Below are 21288 nucleotides of genomic sequence, written 5' to 3' on the forward strand. Positions count from 1 at the left end.
ACTCCAATGTCGGGTTGATGTCGGGCGGGACCGCTGTGAGGCATCCACCGCTCCGACCCCTACTGCTAATCATTTCGAGGCAGGGCTGACAAGGGAAAATCTCGGAAAATATGAGAATTTCGCCGGAAATGCGCCGAAACGTGGTTTCAAAGCGCTTGCAGCCGCCCCGTAACCACTCGATCACGCTCGTCGAGATCGGCAATGACCGCAACGTCAACCAGCCCAGAGGCGCGGAAAAGGTCTGCGACCGCCGCGCCCTGTGACGGCCCGATCTCGACCAGCAGCCGCCCGCCCGGCGCCAGATGCGTCGCCGCCCCCGCCGCGATCGCGCGATAGGCCGCCAGCCCGTCGCCCTCGTCGGTCAGCGCCATGCGCGGCTCATGATCACGCACCTCGGGCGCCAGCCCCGGCATCTCGGTCAGCGCGATATAGGGCGGGTTCGACACGATGAGATCGAAGGTCTCGGGCGCATCGCCAAGCGCGCCCCACCAATTGCCCTGCGCCAGCGCGGCGCGCGGCTCCAGTTGCAGCGCGTTGCGGTTCCAGAAGGCCACCTCGAGCGCCTGCGCGCTGAGATCGGTGCCGATTCCCGTGGCGCCGGGCCGTTCGGCCAGCAGCGTCAGCAGGATACAGCCCGAGCCGGTGCCCAGATCGAGCACCCGTGTGAAGGGCTCCGACAGCGACGCCTCGATCAGAATCTCGGTCTCGGGGCGCGGATCGAGCACGCTTGAGTTGACGAGGAACTCGCGCCCGTAGAACTGCCGCCGCCCAGTCAGATGCGACACCGGCACCCGCGCCGCGCGGCGGTCGATCAGCGCATCGAAGAGCACCGCGTGTTCAGGCGCGACAGGTTCGGGCAGAAACAGCGTCAGCCGCCCCGGCGGCACTTTCAGCACATGCGCCAGCAGCCGCCGCGCGTCGCGCCCGGGGTCGGCCACGCCTGCCTCGACCAGCCGCGCGGTGGCGCGGGCCAGAAGCTGCGAGCCAGTGCTGCCCCCGCTCATGCCATCTCCGCCAGCATGGACGCCTGCGCATCGGCGGTCAGCGCGTCAATGATCTCATCAAGATCGCCGCCCAGCACCGCTTCGAGCTTGTAGAGCGTCAGCCCGATACGGTGGTCAGTCATGCGCCCTTGCGGGAAATTATAGGTGCGGATGCGCTCCGAGCGGTCGCCCGAGCCGACCTGCGCCTTGCGGTCCGAGGCGCGGCTCTCATCCGCCTTCTGGCGCTCCATGTCGAACAGCCGCGCGCGCAACACGTTCATCGCGATCTCGCGGTTGCGGTGCTGGGACTTCTCGGAGGAGGTGACCACAAGGCCGGTGGGGATATGGGTGATGCGCACGGCGGAATTGGTGGTGTTGACGTGCTGGCCGCCCGCGCCCGAGCTGCGCATCGTGTCGATGCGGATGTCATTGGGGTTGATCTCGATGTCCACCGCCTCGGCCTCGGGCAGCACCGCCACGGTGGCCGCCGAAGTGTGGATGCGCCCGCCGCTCTCGGTCTCGGGCACGCGCTGGACGCGGTGCACGCCGCTTTCGAACTTGAGCCGGGCAAAGACGTTCTCGCCCTCGATGCGCACCACCAGTTCCTTGATGCCGCCAAGCTCGGAAAGCTGCTCTTCGATGACCTCCCAGCGCCAGCCGCGCGCCTCGGCATAGCGCTGGTACATGCGCGCCAGATCACCGGCAAACAGCGCCGCCTCGTCGCCGCCGGTGCCGGGGCGGATCTCGAGGATCGCGGGCCGCGCATCGGCAGCATCGCGCGGCAGCAGCGCCAGTTGCAGCGCATGCTCGGCCTCGGGCAGCCGTGCGCGCAGGGTAGGAAGCTCTTCCTCGGCCAGCGCCTTCATCTCGGGATCAGCGAGCATCTCTTCGGCCTCGGCGAGATCGGCCTGCAGGGTTTCCCATTCGGCGATCTGATCGACCACGGGCTTGAGTTCGGCATATTCGCGTCCCAGCGCGGCAATATCGCCCCGCCCCTCGGCCATGCAGGCCTGGACATACTCGAAACGGTCACGGATCTGGTGAAGTCGGTCAGCGGGGATCATCCGCTTTCCTTTCCCCATTGCAACGTCCGGGTCAAGTCTGCGCGGCGCCAGACAAATCTCTTGCAAGAGATTTGCAAGCTCCTTGCAAGGAGCTTGGCGTCAGCCCTGCTGCCCGGCGAGCGTGGCCAGCCAGCCGTCCACCCGCGCCTTGTTCACGCCCATGTCGGACTGGCCAAAGCGCTGGCGGGCGTAAAGCTCGAGGTGGTCTTCGACGAATTGCACAGTGGTGTAATCGGGAAAGCCCATCCATTTCGAGCGCGAAACATAGGTCACGCGGCCTTCGCCCGGGCTGCCGGCAAGCACCTCGGTGCGCGGGGTTTCAAGGATGATGCGGTGCAGCGCCTCGAAGGTCTCTTCCGACCCGGCGATCCGGCGGCGCACGCCGCTGGCCAGATCCTGATCGGCGGTCACCTGCGGGTCGACGTTCCACACCGATGGGTCCGACGGCGCGAGGCGAATCCAGGCCAGACCGGCCACCACAAGCAGGATGATGATCCAGAATACCATGCGCACCACGTGTTCCTTTCCATTCCGTGCCCGCCGCGCGCCGCGGCGGGTTGCTTCTGATTTCACGATTCCCGCGCGCAATCAAAGGCCGAACACGGCTGCTCGCGGGATTGTGCCCACGCGGGAGGAGGCCCCGCGCGGGTGCCTTGGCTCAGCGCCGCGTCCAGCCCCAGAGGCAGAGCAGCTCGGTCGCCACATGCGCCCCGGCGATGGCCGTCGCGCCGCTGGTGTCGAAGGGCGGCGAGACCTCGACGATGTCACCGCCGACCATGTTGATCCCCGCCAATTCGCGCAGGCAGACCGCCGCCTGATGGCTCGACAGCCCGCCCCAGACCGGCGTGCCGGTGCCTGGCGCGAAGGCCGGGTCGAGCGCGTCGATGTCAAAGGTCAGATAGACCGGATGGCCGCGCACGATCTCGCGCGCCCGTGCCGCCGCCGCCTCGGGGCCGATGCGGTGCAATTCGCGCGCGTCGATGATGTTGAAGCCCAGCGTGTCGGGGTTGTCGGTACGGATGCCGATCTGCACCGAGCGGTTCGGGTCCACCAGCCCCAGCTTCACCGCCTTATACATGAAGGTGCCGTGATCGATCCGGCCGAAATCATCGTCTGCCCAAGTGTCGGTATGGGCGTCGAACTGGATCACCGACAGCGGGCCGTATTTGGCGGCATAGGCCTTGAGGATCGGCAGGGTGATCGAATGGTCGCCGCCCAGCGTGACCGTCGCCGTGTCGGTGGCGAGGATGCCCGCGATATGCGCCTCGAGCGTGCCCGGAAAGGCGGGCACATTGGCGTAATCAAAGGCCAGATCGCCGTAATCGGCGATGGCGAACTCCGACAGCACGTCATAGCCCCAGCCATAGGGCGCATCGCAGGGCTGCAGCAGCGAGGCCTCGCGGATCGCCCGCGGGCCAAAGCGCGTGCCGGTGCGGTTGGTCACCGCCTGATCGAACGGCACGCCGGTCACCGCCACATCGGCGCCCGACAGATCCTTGGTGTAGCGACGGCGCAGGAAAGAGGCGGCCCCGCCGAACACATTCTCAAAGCTCGGGCCTTTCAGCTCTTCGCGAGTGAAGGCATGGTCGATCTGGGTCTTGGCGTCTTCGAGAGCCATCTGGGTTACTCCTGCACCGGCAGCGCGGTCTCGATCAGCCGCGCAAAGAAGCTCGCACCGATGGGCGCGATATCGTCGTTGAAGTCATACTGCGGGTGGTGACAGCCAAAGGTGTCGCCCTGCCCGAGGAAGAGATACGCCCCCGGCCGCGCCTGCAGCATGTAGGAAAAATCCTCGGCGGGCATGATCGGATCGCAATCGTCCTCGACCTTCTCGGCCCCCACCACCTCGCGCGCGATCTGCGCGGCGAAAGCCGCCTGTTCGGGATGGTTCTCGGTCACCGGATAGCCGCGGTGGTAGGTCACCTCGGCGGTGCAGCCATAGACCTCGGCCTGCAGTTTGGCGATCTCGCGGATGCGCGTCTCGGCCAGATCGCGGGTCGGCGTGCTGAAGCAGCGCACCGTGCCGGTCAGATAGGCGGTCGCGGGGATGATGTTGTCTGTGGTGCCCGCGTGGATCTGCGTCACCGAGACCACCAGCCGGTCGAGCGCGTTCACGTTGCGGCTGACAATCGTCTGCATCGCCTGCACGATGCCCGCCGCCGCCGGGATCGGGTCGATGCAATCCTGCGGCGAGGCGCCATGCCCGCCCTTGCCCGACACGTCGATGCGGAACTCATCCGCCGAGGCCTGAAGCGGCCCTGCAGTGGTCAGGAAATGGCCCTGCGCATCGCCCGGCGCATTGTGCATCCCATAGACCTCGGCCACGTCGAAACGGTCCATGATGCCTTCGTCGATCATCGCCTTGGCACCGCCGCCGCCCTCTTCGGCAGGCTGGAAGATCAGCGCCACACGGCCCGAGAAATTGCGCGTCTCGGCAAGGTATTTGGCGGCGGCGAGCAGCATGGTGGTGTGGCCATCATGGCCGCAGGTATGCGCCACGCCCGGCACTTTTGACGCGTACTCCGTGCCCGACAGATCGTCCATCGGCAGCGCATCCATATCGGCGCGCAGCGCGATGGTGCGCCCCGTCCCGCGGCCCTCGATGATCGCCACGACGCCCGACTGCGCGATCCCCTCATGGATCTCGGTGATGCCAAAGCTCTTCAGCTTCTCGACCACGAAGGCTGCGGTCTTGTGGCAATCATAAAGCAGCTCGGGGTGCTGGTGCAGGAAGCGGCGCCATTCCTTGAGGGTTTCAGCCTCGGCGGCGATGGAGTTGATCACGGGCATTGCGGTCTTTCCTTGGTGCTGGTCCGGGCCTCCTGTCCCCGCGGGGACAGGGGGCCCGGTCTTTGGCGCCATGAAAGGCCGAAAACCCTCACGCCCGCAAGGGTTGACGCGACTCCACCAGTTTCACGAAATACGACGCGCCGATCGGGGCTGCCTCATCGTTGAAGTCGAACTTGGGGTGGTGCACCGACGGCCCCACGCCCTGCCCGAGATAGAGGAAAGCCCCCGGCCGCGCTTCGAGCATGTAGGAAAAATCCTCGGCCCCCATCGAGGGCGCGATCTCGTCCAGCACCTCGGGCGCCACGCCCTGCGCCACACCCACGGCGAACTCGGTCTGCCGCGCGTGGTTCACGGTCGGCGGATAGTTCGGCTGGAAGTCCAGCGCCGCGCTGACGCCATAGGCGCGCGCCTGACCCTCGACGATCTCGTGCAGGCGGCGTTCGGCCATGGCGCGGATTTCGGGATCGAAGCTGCGGATCGTGCCTGCCATGCGCACCGTCTCGGGGATGACATTGGTGGCCGAACCGCCCTGCACCGTAGTGAGCGAGACCACCAGCGATTTCAGCGGATCGGCATTGCGCGACGGCACCGACAGCAGCGCCTGACCGATCGCCAGCGCGCAGGGCACCGGATCAATGCAGAGATCGGGATGCGCCGCATGGCCGCCCTTGCCGGTGAGCACCAGTTCGAAGTCATCGACCGCCGCCATGATCGGGCCCTTGGTGGTCGCCATGGTGCCCAAGGGCAGCGACGGGTCGGTGTGGATGGCGTAAACCTCGGAGATGCCGAAGCGCTCCATGATGCCTTCCTCGACCATGATGCGGCCGCCGCCGATGGTCTCTTCGGCGGGCTGGAAGATCAGCGCCACTTTGCCCGCGAAGTTGCGCGTCTCCGACAGGTATTTCGCCGCGCCCAGCAGCATCGTCGTATGCCCGTCATGGCCGCAGGCATGCATCTTGCCCGGCACTTGGCTGGCGTGCTCGGCGCCGGTCTCCTCGTCCATCGGCAGCGCGTCCATGTCGGCGCGCAGCCCGGTCACCGGCCCTTCGCCCTGCCCCTCGATGATCGCAACGACGCCGGATTGAGCAATGCCCTCATGAATCTCGGTGATCCCGAACTCGCGCAGCCGCGCCACGACAAACCCCGCCGTCTCGTGACAATCGAGGCTCAGCTCGGGGTTCTGGTGCAAATGGCGGCGCCATGTGCGCATCTCGTCGGCGTAATCCGCGATCCGGTTCACGATGGGCATGGGTGGACTCCTGAAGGTCTTTGAAGCAGGACAAGGTAAAATACCCATATAGCGGAGATGTCCATGACCAGCGATCCGAGCGCCGATCTGATCCATGATGAACGTGGCGGCATGCCCCGCCTTCTGGAGATCATGCGCCGCCTGCGGCACCCCGAGACCGGCTGCCCGTGGGATCTGGAGCAGGATTTCGCCACCATCGCGCCCTACACGATCGAAGAGGCCTATGAGGTTGCCGACGCCATCGAGCGCGAGGCCTGGGACGAGCTGAAGGGCGAGCTCGGGGACCTGCTGTTCCAGTCGGTGTTCCACGCGCAGATGGCCGAAGAGCGCGGGCTGTTCAGCTTCGACGATGTGGCCAACACCATGTCCGACAAGATGGTGTTCCGCCATCCGCATGTCTTCGGCACCGAGAGCAACGACAAATCCCCCGAGCAGCAGACCGCCGATTGGGAGAAGATCAAGGCCGCCGAGCGGGCCGCCAAGGCGGAAAAGGGCGTGCTCGACGGCGTGGCGCTGGGGCTGCCCGCCTTGCTGCGCGCGGTGAAGCTGCAGAAACGTGCGGCGCGCGTGGGCTTTGATTGGCCTTCGACCGACGAGGTGATCGACAAGATCGTCGAGGAAGCGCAGGAGCTGCGCGAGGCCACCGATCCCGATCACGCCGAAGAAGAGTTCGGCGATCTGCTCTTCGTCATGGCCAATCTCGCCCGCCACATGGACATCGATCCCGAGCAGGCGCTGCGCCGCGCCAACGCCAAGTTCACCCGCCGCTTCGGCGCCATCGAGGCCGCGCTGGAGGCGCAAGGCAAGCGCCCCGAGGACAGCGATCTGGCCGAGATGGACGCGCTCTGGGATGCGGCCAAGGCCGAAGAGAAAGCGCGTAAGGCCGCCGAGTAAAATAGCACTGACGCAAACCGGCAACTTGACCCGAGCGTTTCGGTCAGATTTAACCCCCGGTCAATTGATCTGCATGTTGGAGGAGACTCATGCTGCGCTTCGGAACCGCCCTTGCCCTTATCGCCACTGCCGCCCCTGCGCTGGCCGAAGAGGTCAATCTCTATTCCTACCGTCAGCCCGAGCTTCTGAAGCCGCTGACCGACGCTTTCACCGAAGCCACCGGCATCGACGTGAATGTGGCCTATATCGACAAGGGCCTCGAAGAGCGCCTCGTGGCCGAGGGCGACCGCTCGCCCGCTGATCTCATTTTCACCGTCGACATCTCGCGCCTTGCCGCGGCCGTGCAGGCGGGCGTGACCCAGCCGGTCGAGAGCGAGGTTCTGCAAGAGAACGTGCCGGAGCAATACCGCGACCCCGAGGGCCAATGGTTCGGCCTGACCACGCGCGCGCGCATCGTCTACGCCTCCAAGGACCGGGTCGATCCGTCGGAGATCACCACCTATGAGGGTCTCGCCGATCCCAAGTGGGAAGGCCGTATCTGCACCCGCTCGGGCACCCATGACTACAACGTGGCGCTGGTGGCGGCGATGATCCACCACCACGGTGAGGAATACGCCAAAGAGTGGCTGACCGGCCTGAAGTCCAACCTCGCGCGCCGCCCGCAGGGCAATGACCGCGCGCAGGTCAAGGCGATCTGGGCTGGCGAATGCGACATCAGCCTCGGCAACACCTACTACATGGGCCAGATGCTGAGCGATGCCGAGCAAGTGGACTGGGCCAATTCGGTCAACGTGCTCTTCCCGGAGTTCGAAAACGGCGGCACCCATGTCAACATCTCCGGCGTGGCGATGACCAAATCCGCGCCGAACCGAGAGAACGCGCTGAAGATGATGGAATATCTGACCTCGCCCGAGGCGCAGGAAATCTATGCCCATGCCAACTATGAGTACCCGATCGCGCCCGGCACCGAGGCCGATGGTCTGGTCACGGGCTGGGGCAGCTTCACCGCCGACGACACCAACCTGATGACCCTCGCAGAGCAGCGCGGCGCGGCGCTGCGGCTGATCGAAGAGGTCGATTACGACGGCTGATCGCGGCGGGCACCGTCACCGGACAAGAAGGGGCCCCGCGGGGCCCCTTTTTCATGCGCTGCGCCATCGGCGGGCCTGCTGAGGGGGCGCTGCCCCCTCGTCGCTGCGCGCCTCACCCCCGGCGTATTTTCCGAAGAGAAGAAGGACATTCCGCGCGCCCGGTGCTTCTTCTCTTTCCAAATACGCATATCCCGCGCGTCACGCCACGCGGCGGCCGTGGCTCCAGACGCCGCGCAGGCAAGGCTGACCCTCGATCCGCCGCACCCGCACCACATCGGCCAGCAGCCCCGGCGCAAGGCTGCCCCGGTCGTCGAGCCCCGAGGCGGCGGCGGGCGCCCGGCTGACCGTGGCAATCCCGCGCGGCAGGTCATCCCAGAGATCAGCCAGAAGAAAGGCCGCGCCCATCAGCGCCGCCGGCACGTAATCGGACGAGACGATGTCCAGAAGGTCGCGCCGCGCCAGTTCCTCCGCCGCCACATTGCCCGAATGCGAGCCGCCGCGGATGAGGTTCGGCGCCCCCATCATCACCGCGATGCCCGCCGCCTTGCAGGCCCGCGCCGCCTCGACCGTGGTCGGGAATTCGGCCAGCCGCACGCCGTAGCCGCGGCTCACCTGCACATGCTCGGGCGTGGTGTCGTCATGGCTCGCCAGCACCGCACCGAGGCGCCGCGCCGCCTCTACCGCGCCCGCCTCATGCGCCGCGCCAAGCTCGCTGCGCAGACGGGTGAGATTGTCCACATGCGCGTCGAAGTCATCGGTGCTGAGCCCATGCTTGCCGCACATGTAGTCGCGGTATTTCTCGATGTCGCGGAACTGCCGCTGGCCGGGCGTGTGATCCATCAGCGACAGGATACCCACCCGGTCGGCGCCGCCGAACTCGGCCAGTTCCTCGAGCAGCGTCTCCGAGCAGGTCTCTGCCCGCAGATGCAGGAAATGGCTGATCTTGAGCATATCGCGGCTGCGCGCCTCGAGCAGCTCTCCGGCCAGCGCGCGCGCGTATTTGCCGTATTTCGACTTGCCGTCGGTCACCACCGAGCCCACGCGCATGGCGTCGAACACCGTGGTGATGCCGACCGAGGCCAGCTCGGCGTCATGCGCAAGAATTGCCGCCGCATGCGGCCAGTTCACCTTGGGCCGCGGCTGCATGTGGCGTTCAAGATTGTCGGTGTGCAGCTCGATCAGACCCGGGATCAGCAGATCGCCGTCACAATCCGTCGCGCCCGCCACGGTGGTGCTGCCCGCATCGACAGCCTCGATGCGCCCGCCCTGCATCACCAGCGTGCCGGTGATCACCTCGTCTTCGAGCACGATCCGCGCGTTGCTCAGGATGGTTCGTGCCATGTCTCTACCTCTTCTCGTTGGCGCTCTTTGCGCCGTCATGCATCTGTGACATGACGCTGTCATGAAGCGCGCCATGCAAAATTATTCCCGATACGCCGTCTATTACGCCCCGCGCCCGGGGCCGCTGGCCGAGTTTGCCGCCGCTTGGCTGGGGTGGGACCCGGCCAGCGGCTCTGCCGTGCCGCATCCGCAGCTGCAGGGCCTGCCCCGCCCGGTCGCCGAGATCACCGAGACCCCGCGCAAATACGGGTTCCACGGCACGCTGAAGCCGCCCATGCGCCTCACCGGCCCGGTCGATGCGCTGCAGGAGGACCTCTCGGCGCTGGCGGCGCGTCTTGGCCCCGTCACCCTGCCCGGCCTTGCGCTCACCCGCATCGGCAGCTTCCTCGCGCTGACCATCCTTGGCGAGGCCACGCCGCTGGCGCATCTGGCCGCAGAGGTTGTCGCGGCGCTGGATTCGCACCGCGCCCCGCCCAGCGAGGCGGAACTGGAGCGCCGCCGCCGCGCCCGCCTGAGCCCGGCGCAAGAAGCCAACCTCGTGCGCTGGGGCTATCCCTACGTGATGGCGGAGTTCAAATTTCACCTCACGCTCACCGGCAAGCTGGCCTTCGGCGAGGCCGAGCCGGTCGCCGAGGTGCTGACGCCGGTGCTGACACCGCTGCTGCCGCAGCCTTTCGAGGTTTGCGATCTGTGTCTCTTCGGCGAGGCCGAGGACGGGCGGTTCCACCTGCTGCACCGCTACGCCCTCACCGGCTGAAGCAGCGCCGCAAGCCGGGCTGCGGCGATCTCCAGCGGCCCGGAATTGTCGATCTCATGCACTTTGAGCGCCTGCTGCAGCTGCGGCGGCAGCGGCAGCGCCGCCCGCGCCAGCCGCGCCTCGATCTGCGCTGCGCTCTCGCGCCCACGGGCCGCCAGCCGTTCGGCCAGCACACCCGGGCGCGCGGTCACATGCAGCACCTCAAGCTCGGGCAGTAGGTCCGCCGCCTGCTCCAGCGCCCCGCGCGAGCCGTTGAACACCACCGGGCGGCCCGCCGCGCGCGGCGCCAGCTCGGACCAGCGGATGCCATAGCGCAGATCATGCGCCCCCCAATGCAGGGCGAAATCGCCCGCCTCCAGCATCCGCGCAAACTCCTCCTGCGTCACCGCAAGGCAGGGCTCGCCGCCGGCCTCCGGCGCGCGGGTGATCACCCGCTGCACCACATGCAGGCCCGGCACGCGCGGCGCCACCTCGGCAAGCAGGCTGTCCTTGCCCACCCCCGATGGACCGACGAGGGCAAAGACCGGTGCCATATGCTCCGGGCCGGTCATGCCGCCCGCGCCGGGGTGAAGCCGCTGACATCGATCTCGCGATCGCAGACCCGCTCGCGCGCCTCGGCATCGTGGAAGATTCCGATGATCGCCGCGCCGCGCGCCTTGGCTTCCTCGATCAGATCGAGCACCACCGCGCGATTGGTGGCATCCAAAGACGCCGTGGGCTCATCGAGCAGCAGCGCCGGAAAGCCATGGGCAAAGCCGCGCGCGATATTGACCCGCTGCTGCTCGCCGCCCGAAAATGTGGTCGGCGATAGGCTCCAGAGCCGCTCGGGAATGTTCAGCCGCGCCAGAAGCTCCCGCGCCCGCGCCTCGCCCGCCGCCGCGCTGCCGCCTGCGGCCAGCACCGGCTCGGCCACCACCTCCAGCGTCGGCACCCGCGGCACCACGCGCAGGAACTGGCTGACGTACCCCAGCACCTCGCGGCGCAGCGTCAGGATCTCGCGTGGCTCGGCCCGCGCCACATCCACATCGCCCACCATGATGCGCCCCGATCCGGCAAGATAGTTGCCGTAGATCATCCGCATCAGCGTGGATTTGCCCGCGCCCGAATTGCCCACCAGCGCCACGCATTCCCCCTTTGCTACGGAAAGCGACGCGCCCTCCATCACCGGGATCACCGCGCTGCCCTGATTGTGCAGCACGAAACTCTTCGACACGTCCGAGATCCGGATCATCGCTTCTGTCCTTCTTCTCTTTCCAAATACGCAGATCCCGCCCGCGCCACGGACACCGCGCGTCTCATACCTGCAGCACGCTCGACACCAGCAGCTGCGTGTAGCCGTGCTGGGGATCGTCCAGAACCTGATCGGTGAGCCCGGTCTCGACCACCTGCCCGCCCTTCATCACCATCAGCCGGTCGGCGAGCAGACGCACCACCGCCAGATCATGGGTGACGATCACCGCCGAAAGCCCCATCTCGCGCACCAGCCCGCGCAGGAGGTCCAAGAGCCGCGCCTGTACCGAAACGTCGAGGCCCCCGGTGGGCTCGTCCATGAACACCAGCCGCGGGCCGGTGACGAGGTTGCGGGCGATCTGCAGGCGCTGCTGCATGCCGCCCGAGAAGGCGCGCGGCCGGTCGTCGACACGGTCCTCGGTGATCTCCACCCGGCCCAGCCAGTCGATCGCCTGCGCCCGGATATCTTCGTAGTTGCGCGCGCCCACGGCCATCAGCCGCTCGCCGACGTTGCCGCCCGCCGAGACGCCCATGCGCAGCCCGTCGCGGGCGTTCTGATGCACGAAGGCCCAATCGGTGCGCGCCAGCATCCGCCGCTCTGGCTCGGACATGGTGAGCACGTCGCGCGGGCCGTTCGCGCGGGTGTCGAAGACCACCTTGCCCGCATCCGGCGCCAGTTGCCCCGACAGGCACGACAGCAGCGTCGACTTGCCCGAGCCGCTCTCGCCGACGATGCCCATGACCTCGCCGGGCCAGAGGTCGAAACTCACGTCGCCGCAGCCGAGCCGCGCGCCGTAGTGCTTGGTAACGCCCTGAACAGACAGCAGCGGGGTCATGCGGGTTCCTCCTGCGGGGACAGCGCGCCACGATGGCCATGAGCCTGCCGCGAGGCGCAGAAATCGGTGTCGGAGCAGACGAACATGCGCCCGCCCGCGTCATCGGTGATCACCTCGTCGAGGTAGCTGGTGCCGCAGCCGCAGAGGTCGCAGGCGTGGTCGGCCTTGCTGGCCTCGAAGGGGTGGTCCTCGAAATCGAGGCTCACAACCTTCGTATAGGGTGGCAGCGCGTAGATGCGCTGCTCGCGGCCCGCGCCAAAGAGCTGGATCGCCGCGCTTTCGAGCTTGGGGTTGTCGAACTTGGGGATCGGCGAGGGGTCCATCACGTAGCGTCCTTCGACCTTCACCGGATAGGCATAGGCCGTCGAGATCGCGCCGTTATGGGCGATGTCCTCGTAGAGTTTGACGTGCATCAGCCCGTATTCCTCGAGCGCATGCATCTTGCGGGTCTCGGTCTCGCGCGGCTCCAGAAAGCGCAGCGGCTCGGGGATCGGCACCTGATAGACGAGGATCTGCCCCTCCTCGAGCGGCTGCTCGGGGATGCGGTGGCGGGTCTGGATCACGCTCGCCTCGGCGGTGTGTTCGGTGGTCTCCACCTCGGCGGTGCGCTCAAAGAATTTGCGGATCGAGACGGCATTGGTGGTGTCATCGGCGCCCTGGTCGATGACCTTCAGCCGGTCCTCGGGGGTGAGGCAGGCCGCCGTCACCTGCACGCCCCCCGTGCCCCAGCCATAGGGCATCGGCATCTCGCGGCTGGCGAAGGGCACCTGGTAGCCCGGCACCGCCAGCGCTTTCAGCAGCGCGCGGCGGATCATCCGCTTGGTCTGCTCGTCGAGATAGGCAAAATTATAGGCCTGATCGGTCATGCCTCTTCTTCCTCGCCAAAGAGATAGACCTCGCCCCAGACGATCTCGTCGCCCAGTTCGGGATCGGTGAAGGCTTCCAGCAGCGCCGCGTCGGGCGCGCCATCCTCGTCGAGCGGCAGATCGAGCGGGCCGGAGATCAGCTTTACGTCCTCGATCACCCCCGCCACGCCGCCGCATTCGGCGATATGTTCGGCGATCTGCACCTCGACCTCGGCCGGGGATCCCGCCGAGAGGCAGATGAACAGCACCGCCAGCGAGCTTTCGTCATCGCCGTCCTCAAAGAAGGGCGACACGCTGTCGGGCATGCGGATCACCTCGACCAGCGCGCAGTACCAATCCTGCCCCTTCGGCAGTGCGGGCAGTTTCGCCCCGTGATAACCCTTGCTCATTCCGCAGCCTCCTTGACCGTTGCAGCGCCCATCGCCTCGGCGCGCATCTTGCGCACCAGTTCCAGCTCGGACTGGAAGTCGACGTAGTGCGGCAGCTTGATATGTTCGAGAAAGCCTGTCGCCTGAATATTGTCGGAATGGGCCAGAACAAACTCCTCGTCCTGCGCCGGAGCGCCGAGGTTTTCCTCGCCCAGTTCCTCCCAGCGCAGCGCCCGGTCGACCAGCGCCATCGAGATCGCCTTGCGCTCTGTCTGGCCGAAGACCAGCCCATAGCCGCGGGTGAATTGCGCCGGCTCGGTCTTCGACCCGGCGAACTGGTTGACCGTCTCGCATTCGGTGAGGGTCAGCTCGCCGATGCAGACCGAAAAGCCAAGCTCGGGCACCTCCATCTCGACCTCCACCGCGCCGATGCGCAGCTCGCCGACGAACGGATGGTTGCGGCCATAGCCGCGCTGGGTGGAATAGGCCATGCCGAGCACGAAGCCTTCGTCGCCGCGGGTCAGCGCCTGCAGCCGCAGCGGCCGGTCCGCGGGGTATTCCATCGGCGCGCGGGTCATGTCGGGCGGCGTATCTTCTGAGCGAACCTCATCCTGTATCAGCCCGTCTTTGTTCAGAAACTCCGTCACCCGCGGCGTCACCTCGCGGCGCGGCTCCGCCACGCGGGCCCGCGGCGGCGCGCCCTCGGCCTCCAGCGCGAAATCGAGCAGCCGATGGGTGTAGTCGAAGGTCGGCCCCAGCACCTGTCCGCCCGGCACGTCCTTGAAGGTCGCGCTGATGCGGCGGTCGCAGCGCATCTCGGTGGTGTTCACCGGCGCGGAATGCCCCAGCCGCGGCAGCGTGGTGCGGTAGGCGCGGACAAGAAAGATCGCCTCGATCAGATCGCCCCGCGCCTGTTTGATCGCCAGTGCCGCAAGGTCGGGATCGTAGAGCGAGCCCTCGGCCATCACCCGGTTCACCGCCAGCGCCATCTGCTCGCGGATCTGCGGGATGCTCAGCTCGGGCACCGCCGTATCACCGCGCCGTTCCTCGGCCAGCCACTCATGCGCGGCGTCGATCGCGCGCTCGCCGCCTTTCACAGCCACATACATCAGAGCGCCTCCACTTTGGTGGTCCGCGGCAGCGCCGCCAGCTTGTCAGATGAGGTGAAGAAGCAATCCCAACCCAATGGGAAAAGGAGATTATTCCGCTCAAACGCCGCCACTTCCGGCAGCGAAAGCCCTACCGATGTCTCGATGCCCGGCCCGGTCAGCCGCATGCCGTCGGCGCGCAGATCCGCGCATTCGACGATCAGGGTCACCGAGCGGTCGGGGTATTCGGCACTGCCGATCCGGTAGCGGCCAAGCGGCTGCAGCGCCTCCCATGCCCCGAGCGCGAACATCGCCTCTTCGGCGGGCACCAGCGGCGCACCAGTGTGGAAAGCGATCCAGCCCTTCAGCGCCTCGCTGTCGCAGCCCGGCGCAAGATAAAGCGGCGTTTCGCGGTCGCAGAGGGTCAGCAGCAGCACCGCCGCGGCGGTGGAGAGGCCCGGCGCCTCGGCACCCGACACTTGCGTGATCCGGCCCGGCCGCGCCATGGCGTCAAGCGCCGCGCGGAAGGCGCGCGCCGCCTCGACCGGGGCGTCGGCAAATCCGCCTGTCAGAACATCAGCCTGCATCATTCGCCCCGCACCATGGTAAAGAAATCCACCTTCGTCGCCGCAGCCTTTGCCGCGCGCGCGTCCCGCCGCGCCGTTTCCTCGGTCGCCAGCGGCGTCAGGACCTGCGCCTGCATTTCGTCCGCGCGCGGCCCCTGCATCAGCGCATCCACCAGCGCGGCGCGCTCGGCATGGCTCCGGTCACGGCCCTGCACATGGGCATGGCCCACCTCGCCGCTGCCCAGCCGCAGCGCGCAGCGCGTCACCGTCATCTCGCCCATGTTGAACGGTGCGCCGGTGCCGCCCATGCGGCCGCGCACCATCACGCCGCCGGTCTCGGGCACGCGCAGCCAGTCGAAGCGGGGCAGCGCCGCCCCGTCCATCAGGGCCGCCAGCCGCTCCGCCGGGGCCCGCGCCAGCAGGCCCATCCAGCCCCGCCGCGCCTCGGTTTCCTGTTCGGGAGTTTCCATCTGGACATCTTTCCGATTTGTCTAGATAACTATACAACTAGACAAGTGATAGCCCCAACGCCCCGAGTTGGGCAAGAGGCCATCCCGTGAAGTTTCGGTGACAGAGGTCCGTTCATGCCCCGCTCCCCCGTCTGGCAAACCATCGCCACCACGCTTGAAGACGAGATCGCCCGCGGCCATTACCGCGCCGGAGACAAGCTGCCGACCGAGGCGGAACTTGCCACGCGCTTTGCGGTGAACCGCCACACCGTGCGCCATGCGCTTTCGGCGCTGGCCGAGCGCGGGCTCACCCATTCGCGGCGCGGTGCCGGGGTCTTCGTGCGGGCGGCCCCGCTCGACTATCCAATCGGCGGGCATACGCGGTTCAGCCAGAACGTCCGCGCCTCGGGCCGCTTGCCCGACCGCCGCACGCTGCGCATGGAAATCCGTCCCGCGGATGCCGCCGAGGCCGAGGCTCTGCAGCTGCCCGCGGGCGCGCCAGTGCTGGTGCATGAGGGCATCTCGCTGGCGGGCGGCGCGCCGGTGGCGCATTTCACCTCTTATTTCCCGATCACCCGCCTGCCCGGCCTCGACGCGACGCTGCGCGAGACACGCTCGGTCACCGAGGCGCTGCGCCGCCACGGCATCGCCGATTACACCCGCGCCAGCACCCGCCTCACCGCCGAGGCCGCCTCGGCCACGCAGGCGCGCCATCTCAACCTGCGCGAGGGCGAGCCGCTGCTGCGCTCGGTGGCGCTGAACCTCGGCCCGGATGGGCTGCCGGTGGAACAGGGGCACACATGGTTCGCCGGCGATCGCGTGGCGCTCACCGTCAGCCACGAAGAAACCGCCGCCGCCCCGCACAGCAGCGATGCGGCACCACGTCACGCCGGTGACACAGACATTAGGTAGGTCTTGCCAAAACCCCAGAGCAGGCACGGCGGGTGATTTGCATGACGACCTTTCTTCCCCCCTTGCGCCTCACCGGCGCAACTCTTCTCCGAGACGGCCGGATGCAGCGCCGATCTTTGGTCGTCGAGGACGGTCTGATCACCAAGGGCCCGCTGCCAGAGGTCGATCTGAGCGGATATCTGATCCTTCCCGGCATCATCGACCTGCATGGCGACACGTTCGAGCGCCATATCGCGCCGCGCCCCAGCGCCACCTTTCCGATCGACGCCGCGCTGCGCTCGACCGACCGCGAGGCGGCGAGCCATGGCATCACCACCGCGTGGCTGGCGCAATGCTGGAGCTGGGAAGGCGGCATGCGGGGGCCGGACTTCGCCGAAGAGATGATGGCCGCTATCGCCGCCTATCGCCCCCGCGCCCATACCGACCTGCGCCTGCAGATCCGCTGCGAGACGCATATGCCCGATACCCGGGCGCGTCTGATCGCCGCCGTGCTGCGTCATGGGGTGGATTACGTGGTGTTCAACGATCACCTGCCCGAGGCGCTGGAGGTGGCCGAGCGCGAGCCGATGAAGCTGGCCCATTGGGCGGCCCGCGCCGGTAGCAGCCCCGAGGAGTTCCACGCCAAGCTGCGCGCCGCCCGCGCCGCCTCGCGCGAGGTGCCGCGCCATCTCTGCGCGCTGGCCGAGCTTTTCGACGCCCATGACATCCGCTACGGCAGCCATGACGACCCCGACGGCGAGACGCGCGAATATTACCGGCTGATCGGCGCGCGCATCGCCGAGTTCCCGACCACCGTCAGCGCCGCCAAACTGGCCCGCGCCTGCAACGATCCGGTGCTGATGGGCGCGCCCAATGTGGTGCGCGGCGGCAGCCAGTCGGGCAATGTCTCGGCCCGCCATCTGATCGCCGAGGGGCTCTGCGACGCGCTGGTGTCGGACTACCACTACCCCTGTCTCGCCGAGGCCGCTTGGACGCTGGTGGACAAGGGCCTCAAAACCCTGCCCGAGGCTTGGGCGATGATCTCCACCGTGCCCGCCGAGATCATGGGGCTGCCCGATCGCGGCACGCTCGACCATGGCAAACGCGCGGATTTTGTCGTGGTGGACGCCCGCAGCCGCGCCATCGAGGCGACGGTCAGCGGCGGGCGGCTCACCTATCTCGCGGGCGAGGCCGGGGCACGGCTGGTCTCTGCGCTGCCGGGGCGGAGGCTCGCCGCCGAGTGACCGAAGGCCCCATGTAAGCGCTCCTTGGGCGGCCTGCGCCAGCATTGAGCCGTTCAGCCATTAAGCCATTCTTCAACTCTCCTGCCGTAAGACCACTGGGACCCATCGGCCCCAGAAGGGGCACCGCGCGCCTAGCACAGGAGCCCCTCCCAATGCGTCTCAAACTGCGTCTTTCACAGCACCGCCGCCCTCCCGCCCTTGCCTCACTTTTCCGCCGCGCCCTGCTCTGCGCAGCACCGCTGCTGGCGTTCGGCCTCAGCGCCAGCGCCGCTTTGGCAGAGGGGCGGATCAGCATCATCGTCAACGACCCCGAGAACCCCTATTGGGCGGCCGAGGGAGAGGTTGCAAAAGCCACCGCGACCGAACTTGGCTACCGCGCCATTGTCGCTGCGCATGGCGGTGACACCACGGTAGAGACCGCGCATGTGGACAGCGCCATCGCCGCCAATGTGGATGCCATCATCCTCGACCCGGCGGATGCCTCCGGCACCATCGCCGCGGTGGAACGCGCCGTTGCCGCCGGGGTGCCGGTTTTCGTGGTGAACTCCGGCCTCGCGCGCGAGGGGCTGGCGGTGGCGCAGCTTCTGTCGAACAACGCGCAGGGGGCCGAAATGGGCGCGCAGCGCTGGCTCCGATCCATGGGCGAAAAGGGCAGCTATCTCGAATTGCTCGGTGCCGCGTCCGACCCCAATGCCGGCATTCGCTCCGATGGCTATGCCGCGGTGCTCGGCCAGTACGAGGGTCTCACCCGCGCCGGCATGGCCACCGCGAATTGGAACCGCACGCAGGGCTACGAACGAACGCGCAGTCTGATCGCCGACCATCCCGACATCACCGGCATCATCGCGGGCAATGACGAAATGGCGCTTGGCGCGATTGCCGCGCTGAAAGAGGCCGGTCTTCTGGACCGGGTCACTGTCGGCGGCTTCGACGGCTCGCCCGACGCGGTTGCCGCTGTGCAATCAGGAGAGTTGGCCTACACGGTGCTGCAGCCGGTCGCCGTCTTTGCCGAAGACGCGGTGCATCAGGCCGATCACTACATCCGCACCGGCAGCCCGCGCGAGCCGCAGGAAGTGCAGCTTTTCGACTGCCTGCTCATCGATCGCGCCAATGCGGCCAAGATGTCGGCCCCCTTCGTCATGGGGCAGTGACCATGGTCTTTTGCATGAGAACCCGACGAGATGGACAATCTTAGGCGCTTCTTCAGGCTTTCATGATTGAACTCACCACAGCGGCCGCCTTGCACCGCCACTACCGCCAGCAGCCACAGGAGCTTGCCCATGGCCCTTCTGCGCAACCTCTCGGTCGCCCTAAAACTCCCGGCCCTGATGATCGCCATCGCCATCGGCTGTCTCGGCATGGCGAGGGCCATCGCCTATAAGGTGTCGCATGCGCAGCTGATCCAAGAGGTGTCGTTCCGCCTCGGCATGCTCGCCGAAACACGCGCGACGATGATCGAGGATTGGTTTCACGAAACTCGCAAGGAACTGGAAGAAAAGGCCGCCGAGCCGCTGGTGATCGACGCCGCCACCGCGTTTCTGAGCACCTATAAAACGCTCGGCGATGACGCCAATGCACACCTGAGGCGCGCCTATATCGACGATAACCCTAACCCCGCCGATGCCCGCGCCGACCTCGAAGAAGCTGCAGACCACACCGCCTATTCTCTGTTTCACAAAAAGTTCCACGCCGACTTGCGCGCGCAGCTCGAGGCTCTGGGTCTGCGGGATTTGATGATCGTCTCGGCTGCTGGGGATGTGATCTACTCGGTCCAGAAACAAGAGGAGTTCGCCAGCAATGTCGCGGAGGATGAGGGCGGGCTCGGCACCGCGCTGCGTACCGCGCTGTCACCCGACGCCACATTCGGTTTCGGCGACTTCGCTCCAACCGAAGCGGGCGCGCGCGCCTATCTCGCGGCTCCGCTGCACAACGAATGGGGCGATACGATCGCCGCCCTCGTCTTTGAGGTGGACGATCAGGCTCTGACTCATCTGACGACCATGGAAACGGGCCGCACGCCCACCACTGAAATCGAACTTCTGGCCGGCGATCACACCCGTCGCAGCCACCTCGGGCTTGGCGGCGCGCAAAGCGCCATCGGCACCCAAGGCACGCCCAATCCCGCCTTCGATGCCGCCCTTGAGGGCCAGCGCGGCGTCGTAGACATCACCCTGAGCGACGGGCGCAGCTACACCGCGGCCTATCAGCCCGTGGGCATCGCGGGCCGCAACTGGGCCCTGATCGCCGCCGAACCCGCAGAGGTCATCGCCGCCGGCCCGCGCGCCCTGCTCGAGCGGCTGCTGCGTGGCACGGCCATCGCGCTGATCGCGGCACTCGCGCTTGCCTGGCTCGCCGCGCGCAATCTCGCGCGTCCGCTGGCGCGGATCGCCAACGCCATGGGCCAAGTTGCGGCGGGTGATTACGAAAGCGAGATCCCCGCGCAACGCCGCGGTGACGAGATCGGGCGCATTGCCCGTGCGCTCGAGGCCTTGCGCCGCGATCTGCGCCAATCCCGCGATGACCTGAAGGACGGCGCAACCACGCGCGCCGCGATGCAAAGCGCTCAAAGCGATGTGGTCGAGACCCTGCAGAACGCGCTGGCCAGACTGGCCGAGGGCGACCTCGGCGCCTCGATCGCCCAAGAGTTCCCCGAAGATTACGAGCGGCTCCGAACCGATTTCAACCGCGCTACCGACCGGCTGCAGCAGGCCATGCTGGATGTCACGCAAAGCGCCGGGGCGATCAACGATGATGTCGATCACATCGCGCAAGCCTCCGAGGACCTCGGGCAGCGCACAGAACGGCAGGCCGCCACGGTCGAGGAAACCGCCGCCGCGCTCGATCAACTGACCGCCTCTGTCACGGAGGCCGCGAAAAACGCCGCCGAGGTCGACGGCATCGTCGGCAAGGCCCGCGAAGATGCGCAGGTCAGCGGCGAAGTCGTGCGCCAAACCATCGAGGCAATTGGCGTGATCGAAGCCTCATTTCAGCAGATTTCCAACAACATCAAAGTGATCGACGACATCGCCTTCCAAACAAACCTGCTTGCTCTGAACGCCGGCGTCGAAGCTGCGCGCGCCGGAGATGCGGGGCTGGGCTTTGCTGTGGTCGCCTCCGAAGTGCGGCTGCTGGCGCAGCGGTCCTCGGAAGCCGCGCGCGAGATCAACACGCTGATCACCAGTTCCTCCGAGCACGTCCAGACCGGGGTCCGGCTGGTCGGACGCACGGGCGGCGCGCTCAAGGAGATCATCGCCTCGATCCGCATCATCGCCGAACGGGTGACGGCCATCGCAGACTCCGCCCGCGAGCAGTCGACCGGCCTGTCGGAGCTTAACAGCGCCGTGGGCGAGCTCGACATGACCACGCAGAAGAACGCGGCAATGTTCGAACAGACCTCCGCCGCCAGCAGCGAACTGCGGCGCACGGCGCAAGGGCTGCGGCAAAACATCGAACGCTTCAAATTGCGCGGCGAGGCCAGCGGGTGGGCGCCTGACGAGGGCGATTGGACCGGCGAGGCGGAACCGCACTCGCCGGAGCTAACAGATGCACCGGAACTGCGGACAGGATGAGACAGCCCGCCC

The 21288-nt window shown here is 67.2% G+C and carries 22 protein-coding genes; 7 read left to right on the forward strand and 15 right to left on the reverse strand.

The annotated features are described in order from the left end of the window. Nucleotides 1-146: 146 nt before the first annotated feature. The 6 genes from prmC to ACXAD2_RS20725 form a co-directional block, all read right to left on the reverse strand. On the reverse strand, nt 147-1004 hold the full coding sequence (gene prmC / locus ACXAD2_RS20700; protein WP_475174027.1) for a peptide chain release factor N(5)-glutamine methyltransferase: 858 nt from the start codon (nt 1002-1004) through the stop codon (nt 147-149). Then, complete coding sequence (prfA, locus tag ACXAD2_RS20705; protein WP_475174030.1) at nt 1001-2047, reverse strand: peptide chain release factor 1; 1047 nt, start codon at nt 2045-2047, stop codon at nt 1001-1003. Before prfA ends, prmC begins: the two co-directional genes overlap by 4 nt. Nucleotides 2048-2146: 99 nt before the next feature. Then, nucleotides 2147-2554: a DUF1499 domain-containing protein gene (locus ACXAD2_RS20710; protein WP_224903028.1), complete on the reverse strand. Its 408-nt coding sequence runs from the start codon at nt 2552-2554 to the stop codon at nt 2147-2149. Nucleotides 2555-2705: 151 nt separating this feature from the next. Continuing rightward, entirely contained in the window at nt 2706-3665 is a 960-nt protein-coding gene (gene speB / locus ACXAD2_RS20715) for an agmatinase (protein ID WP_475174033.1), read from the reverse strand. Nucleotides 3666-3670: 5 nt separating this feature from the next. Then, nucleotides 3671-4837, reverse strand: coding sequence for a M20 aminoacylase family protein (locus ACXAD2_RS20720; RefSeq protein ID WP_475174036.1), 1167 nt, complete (start codon nt 4835-4837; stop codon nt 3671-3673). 88 nt (nt 4838-4925) lie between these two features. Then, a complete protein-coding gene (locus ACXAD2_RS20725; RefSeq protein WP_066101071.1) occupies nt 4926-6086 on the reverse strand; it encodes a M20 aminoacylase family protein in 1161 nt (386 codons plus the stop codon). Nucleotides 6087-6149: 63 nt separating this feature from the next. Between ACXAD2_RS20725 and mazG the strand changes: the two genes are divergently transcribed. Both mazG and ACXAD2_RS20735 read left to right on the forward strand, forming a co-directional pair. Continuing rightward, nucleotides 6150-6980, forward strand: coding sequence for a nucleoside triphosphate pyrophosphohydrolase (mazG, locus tag ACXAD2_RS20730; RefSeq protein ID WP_475174040.1), 831 nt, complete (start codon nt 6150-6152; stop codon nt 6978-6980). 89 nt (nt 6981-7069) lie between these two features. After that, nucleotides 7070-8071: a Fe(3+) ABC transporter substrate-binding protein gene (locus ACXAD2_RS20735; RefSeq protein WP_475174043.1), complete on the forward strand. Its 1002-nt coding sequence runs from the start codon at nt 7070-7072 to the stop codon at nt 8069-8071. A 198-nt stretch (nt 8072-8269) separates the two neighbouring features. Here ACXAD2_RS20735 and ACXAD2_RS20740 read toward each other — a convergent pair whose 3' ends face one another. Further along, nucleotides 8270-9412 carry an alpha-D-ribose 1-methylphosphonate 5-triphosphate diphosphatase gene (locus ACXAD2_RS20740; protein WP_475174046.1) on the reverse strand — a complete coding sequence of 381 codons (1143 nt, stop codon included), beginning with the start codon at nt 9410-9412 and terminating at the stop codon, nt 8270-8272. A gap of 73 nt (nt 9413-9485) precedes the next feature. Between ACXAD2_RS20740 and ACXAD2_RS20745 the strand changes: the two genes are divergently transcribed. After that, on the forward strand, nt 9486-10169 hold the full coding sequence (locus ACXAD2_RS20745; protein WP_475174049.1) for a DUF1045 domain-containing protein: 684 nt from the start codon (nt 9486-9488) through the stop codon (nt 10167-10169). Here ACXAD2_RS20745 and phnN read toward each other — a convergent pair. From phnN to phnG, 8 genes are all read right to left on the reverse strand, one after another. Further along, a complete protein-coding gene (phnN, locus tag ACXAD2_RS20750; RefSeq protein WP_475174052.1) occupies nt 10151-10720 on the reverse strand; it encodes a phosphonate metabolism protein/1,5-bisphosphokinase (PRPP-forming) PhnN in 570 nt (189 codons plus the stop codon). The two genes, ACXAD2_RS20745 and phnN, sit on opposite strands and share 19 nt — an antisense overlap. Continuing rightward, entirely contained in the window at nt 10717-11400 is a 684-nt protein-coding gene (gene phnL, locus ACXAD2_RS20755) for a phosphonate C-P lyase system protein PhnL (protein WP_475174058.1), read from the reverse strand. Before phnL ends, phnN begins: the two co-directional genes overlap by 4 nt. Before the next feature lie 64 nt (nt 11401-11464). Continuing rightward, nucleotides 11465-12235: a phosphonate C-P lyase system protein PhnK gene (gene phnK, locus ACXAD2_RS20760; protein WP_475174063.1), complete on the reverse strand. Its 771-nt coding sequence runs from the start codon at nt 12233-12235 to the stop codon at nt 11465-11467. Then, nucleotides 12232-13101, reverse strand: coding sequence for an alpha-D-ribose 1-methylphosphonate 5-phosphate C-P-lyase PhnJ (locus tag ACXAD2_RS20765; RefSeq protein ID WP_475174069.1), 870 nt, complete (start codon nt 13099-13101; stop codon nt 12232-12234). Before ACXAD2_RS20765 ends, phnK begins: the two co-directional genes overlap by 4 nt. Then, complete coding sequence (locus ACXAD2_RS20770; RefSeq protein ID WP_164178988.1) at nt 13098-13490, reverse strand: hypothetical protein; 393 nt, start codon at nt 13488-13490, stop codon at nt 13098-13100. Before ACXAD2_RS20770 ends, ACXAD2_RS20765 begins: the two co-directional genes overlap by 4 nt. Further along, nucleotides 13487-14578, reverse strand: a complete 1092-nt coding sequence (locus ACXAD2_RS20775; protein ID WP_475174078.1) for a carbon-phosphorus lyase complex subunit — start codon at nt 14576-14578, stop codon at nt 13487-13489. Before ACXAD2_RS20775 ends, ACXAD2_RS20770 begins: the two co-directional genes overlap by 4 nt. Then, nucleotides 14578-15144: a phosphonate C-P lyase system protein PhnH gene (gene phnH / locus ACXAD2_RS20780; RefSeq protein ID WP_475174990.1), complete on the reverse strand. Its 567-nt coding sequence runs from the start codon at nt 15142-15144 to the stop codon at nt 14578-14580. The genes ACXAD2_RS20775 and phnH overlap by 1 nt, the downstream gene beginning before the upstream one ends. Next, a complete protein-coding gene (phnG, locus tag ACXAD2_RS20785) occupies nt 15144-15593 on the reverse strand; it encodes a phosphonate C-P lyase system protein PhnG (protein ID WP_475174084.1) in 450 nt (149 codons plus the stop codon). The genes phnH and phnG overlap by 1 nt, the downstream gene beginning before the upstream one ends. Nucleotides 15594-15707: 114 nt before the next feature. Between phnG and phnF the strand changes: the two genes are divergently transcribed. From phnF to ACXAD2_RS20805, 4 genes are all read left to right on the forward strand, one after another. Continuing rightward, on the forward strand, nt 15708-16484 hold the full coding sequence (phnF, locus tag ACXAD2_RS20790; RefSeq protein WP_475174088.1) for a phosphonate metabolism transcriptional regulator PhnF: 777 nt from the start codon (nt 15708-15710) through the stop codon (nt 16482-16484). 41 nt (nt 16485-16525) lie between these two features. Beyond that, nucleotides 16526-17707, forward strand: coding sequence for an alpha-D-ribose 1-methylphosphonate 5-triphosphate diphosphatase (locus ACXAD2_RS20795; protein ID WP_475174094.1), 1182 nt, complete (start codon nt 16526-16528; stop codon nt 17705-17707). Nucleotides 17708-17859: 152 nt separating this feature from the next. Beyond that, nucleotides 17860-18858, forward strand: coding sequence for a substrate-binding domain-containing protein (locus tag ACXAD2_RS20800; RefSeq protein WP_475174099.1), 999 nt, complete (start codon nt 17860-17862; stop codon nt 18856-18858). Between the two features lie 129 nt (nt 18859-18987). Next, nucleotides 18988-21276: a methyl-accepting chemotaxis protein gene (locus ACXAD2_RS20805; RefSeq protein WP_475174106.1), complete on the forward strand. Its 2289-nt coding sequence runs from the start codon at nt 18988-18990 to the stop codon at nt 21274-21276. The last annotated feature ends 12 nt before the right edge of the window (nt 21277-21288 follow it).

The organism is Salipiger sp. ABN3_019 (assembly GCF_056158605.1).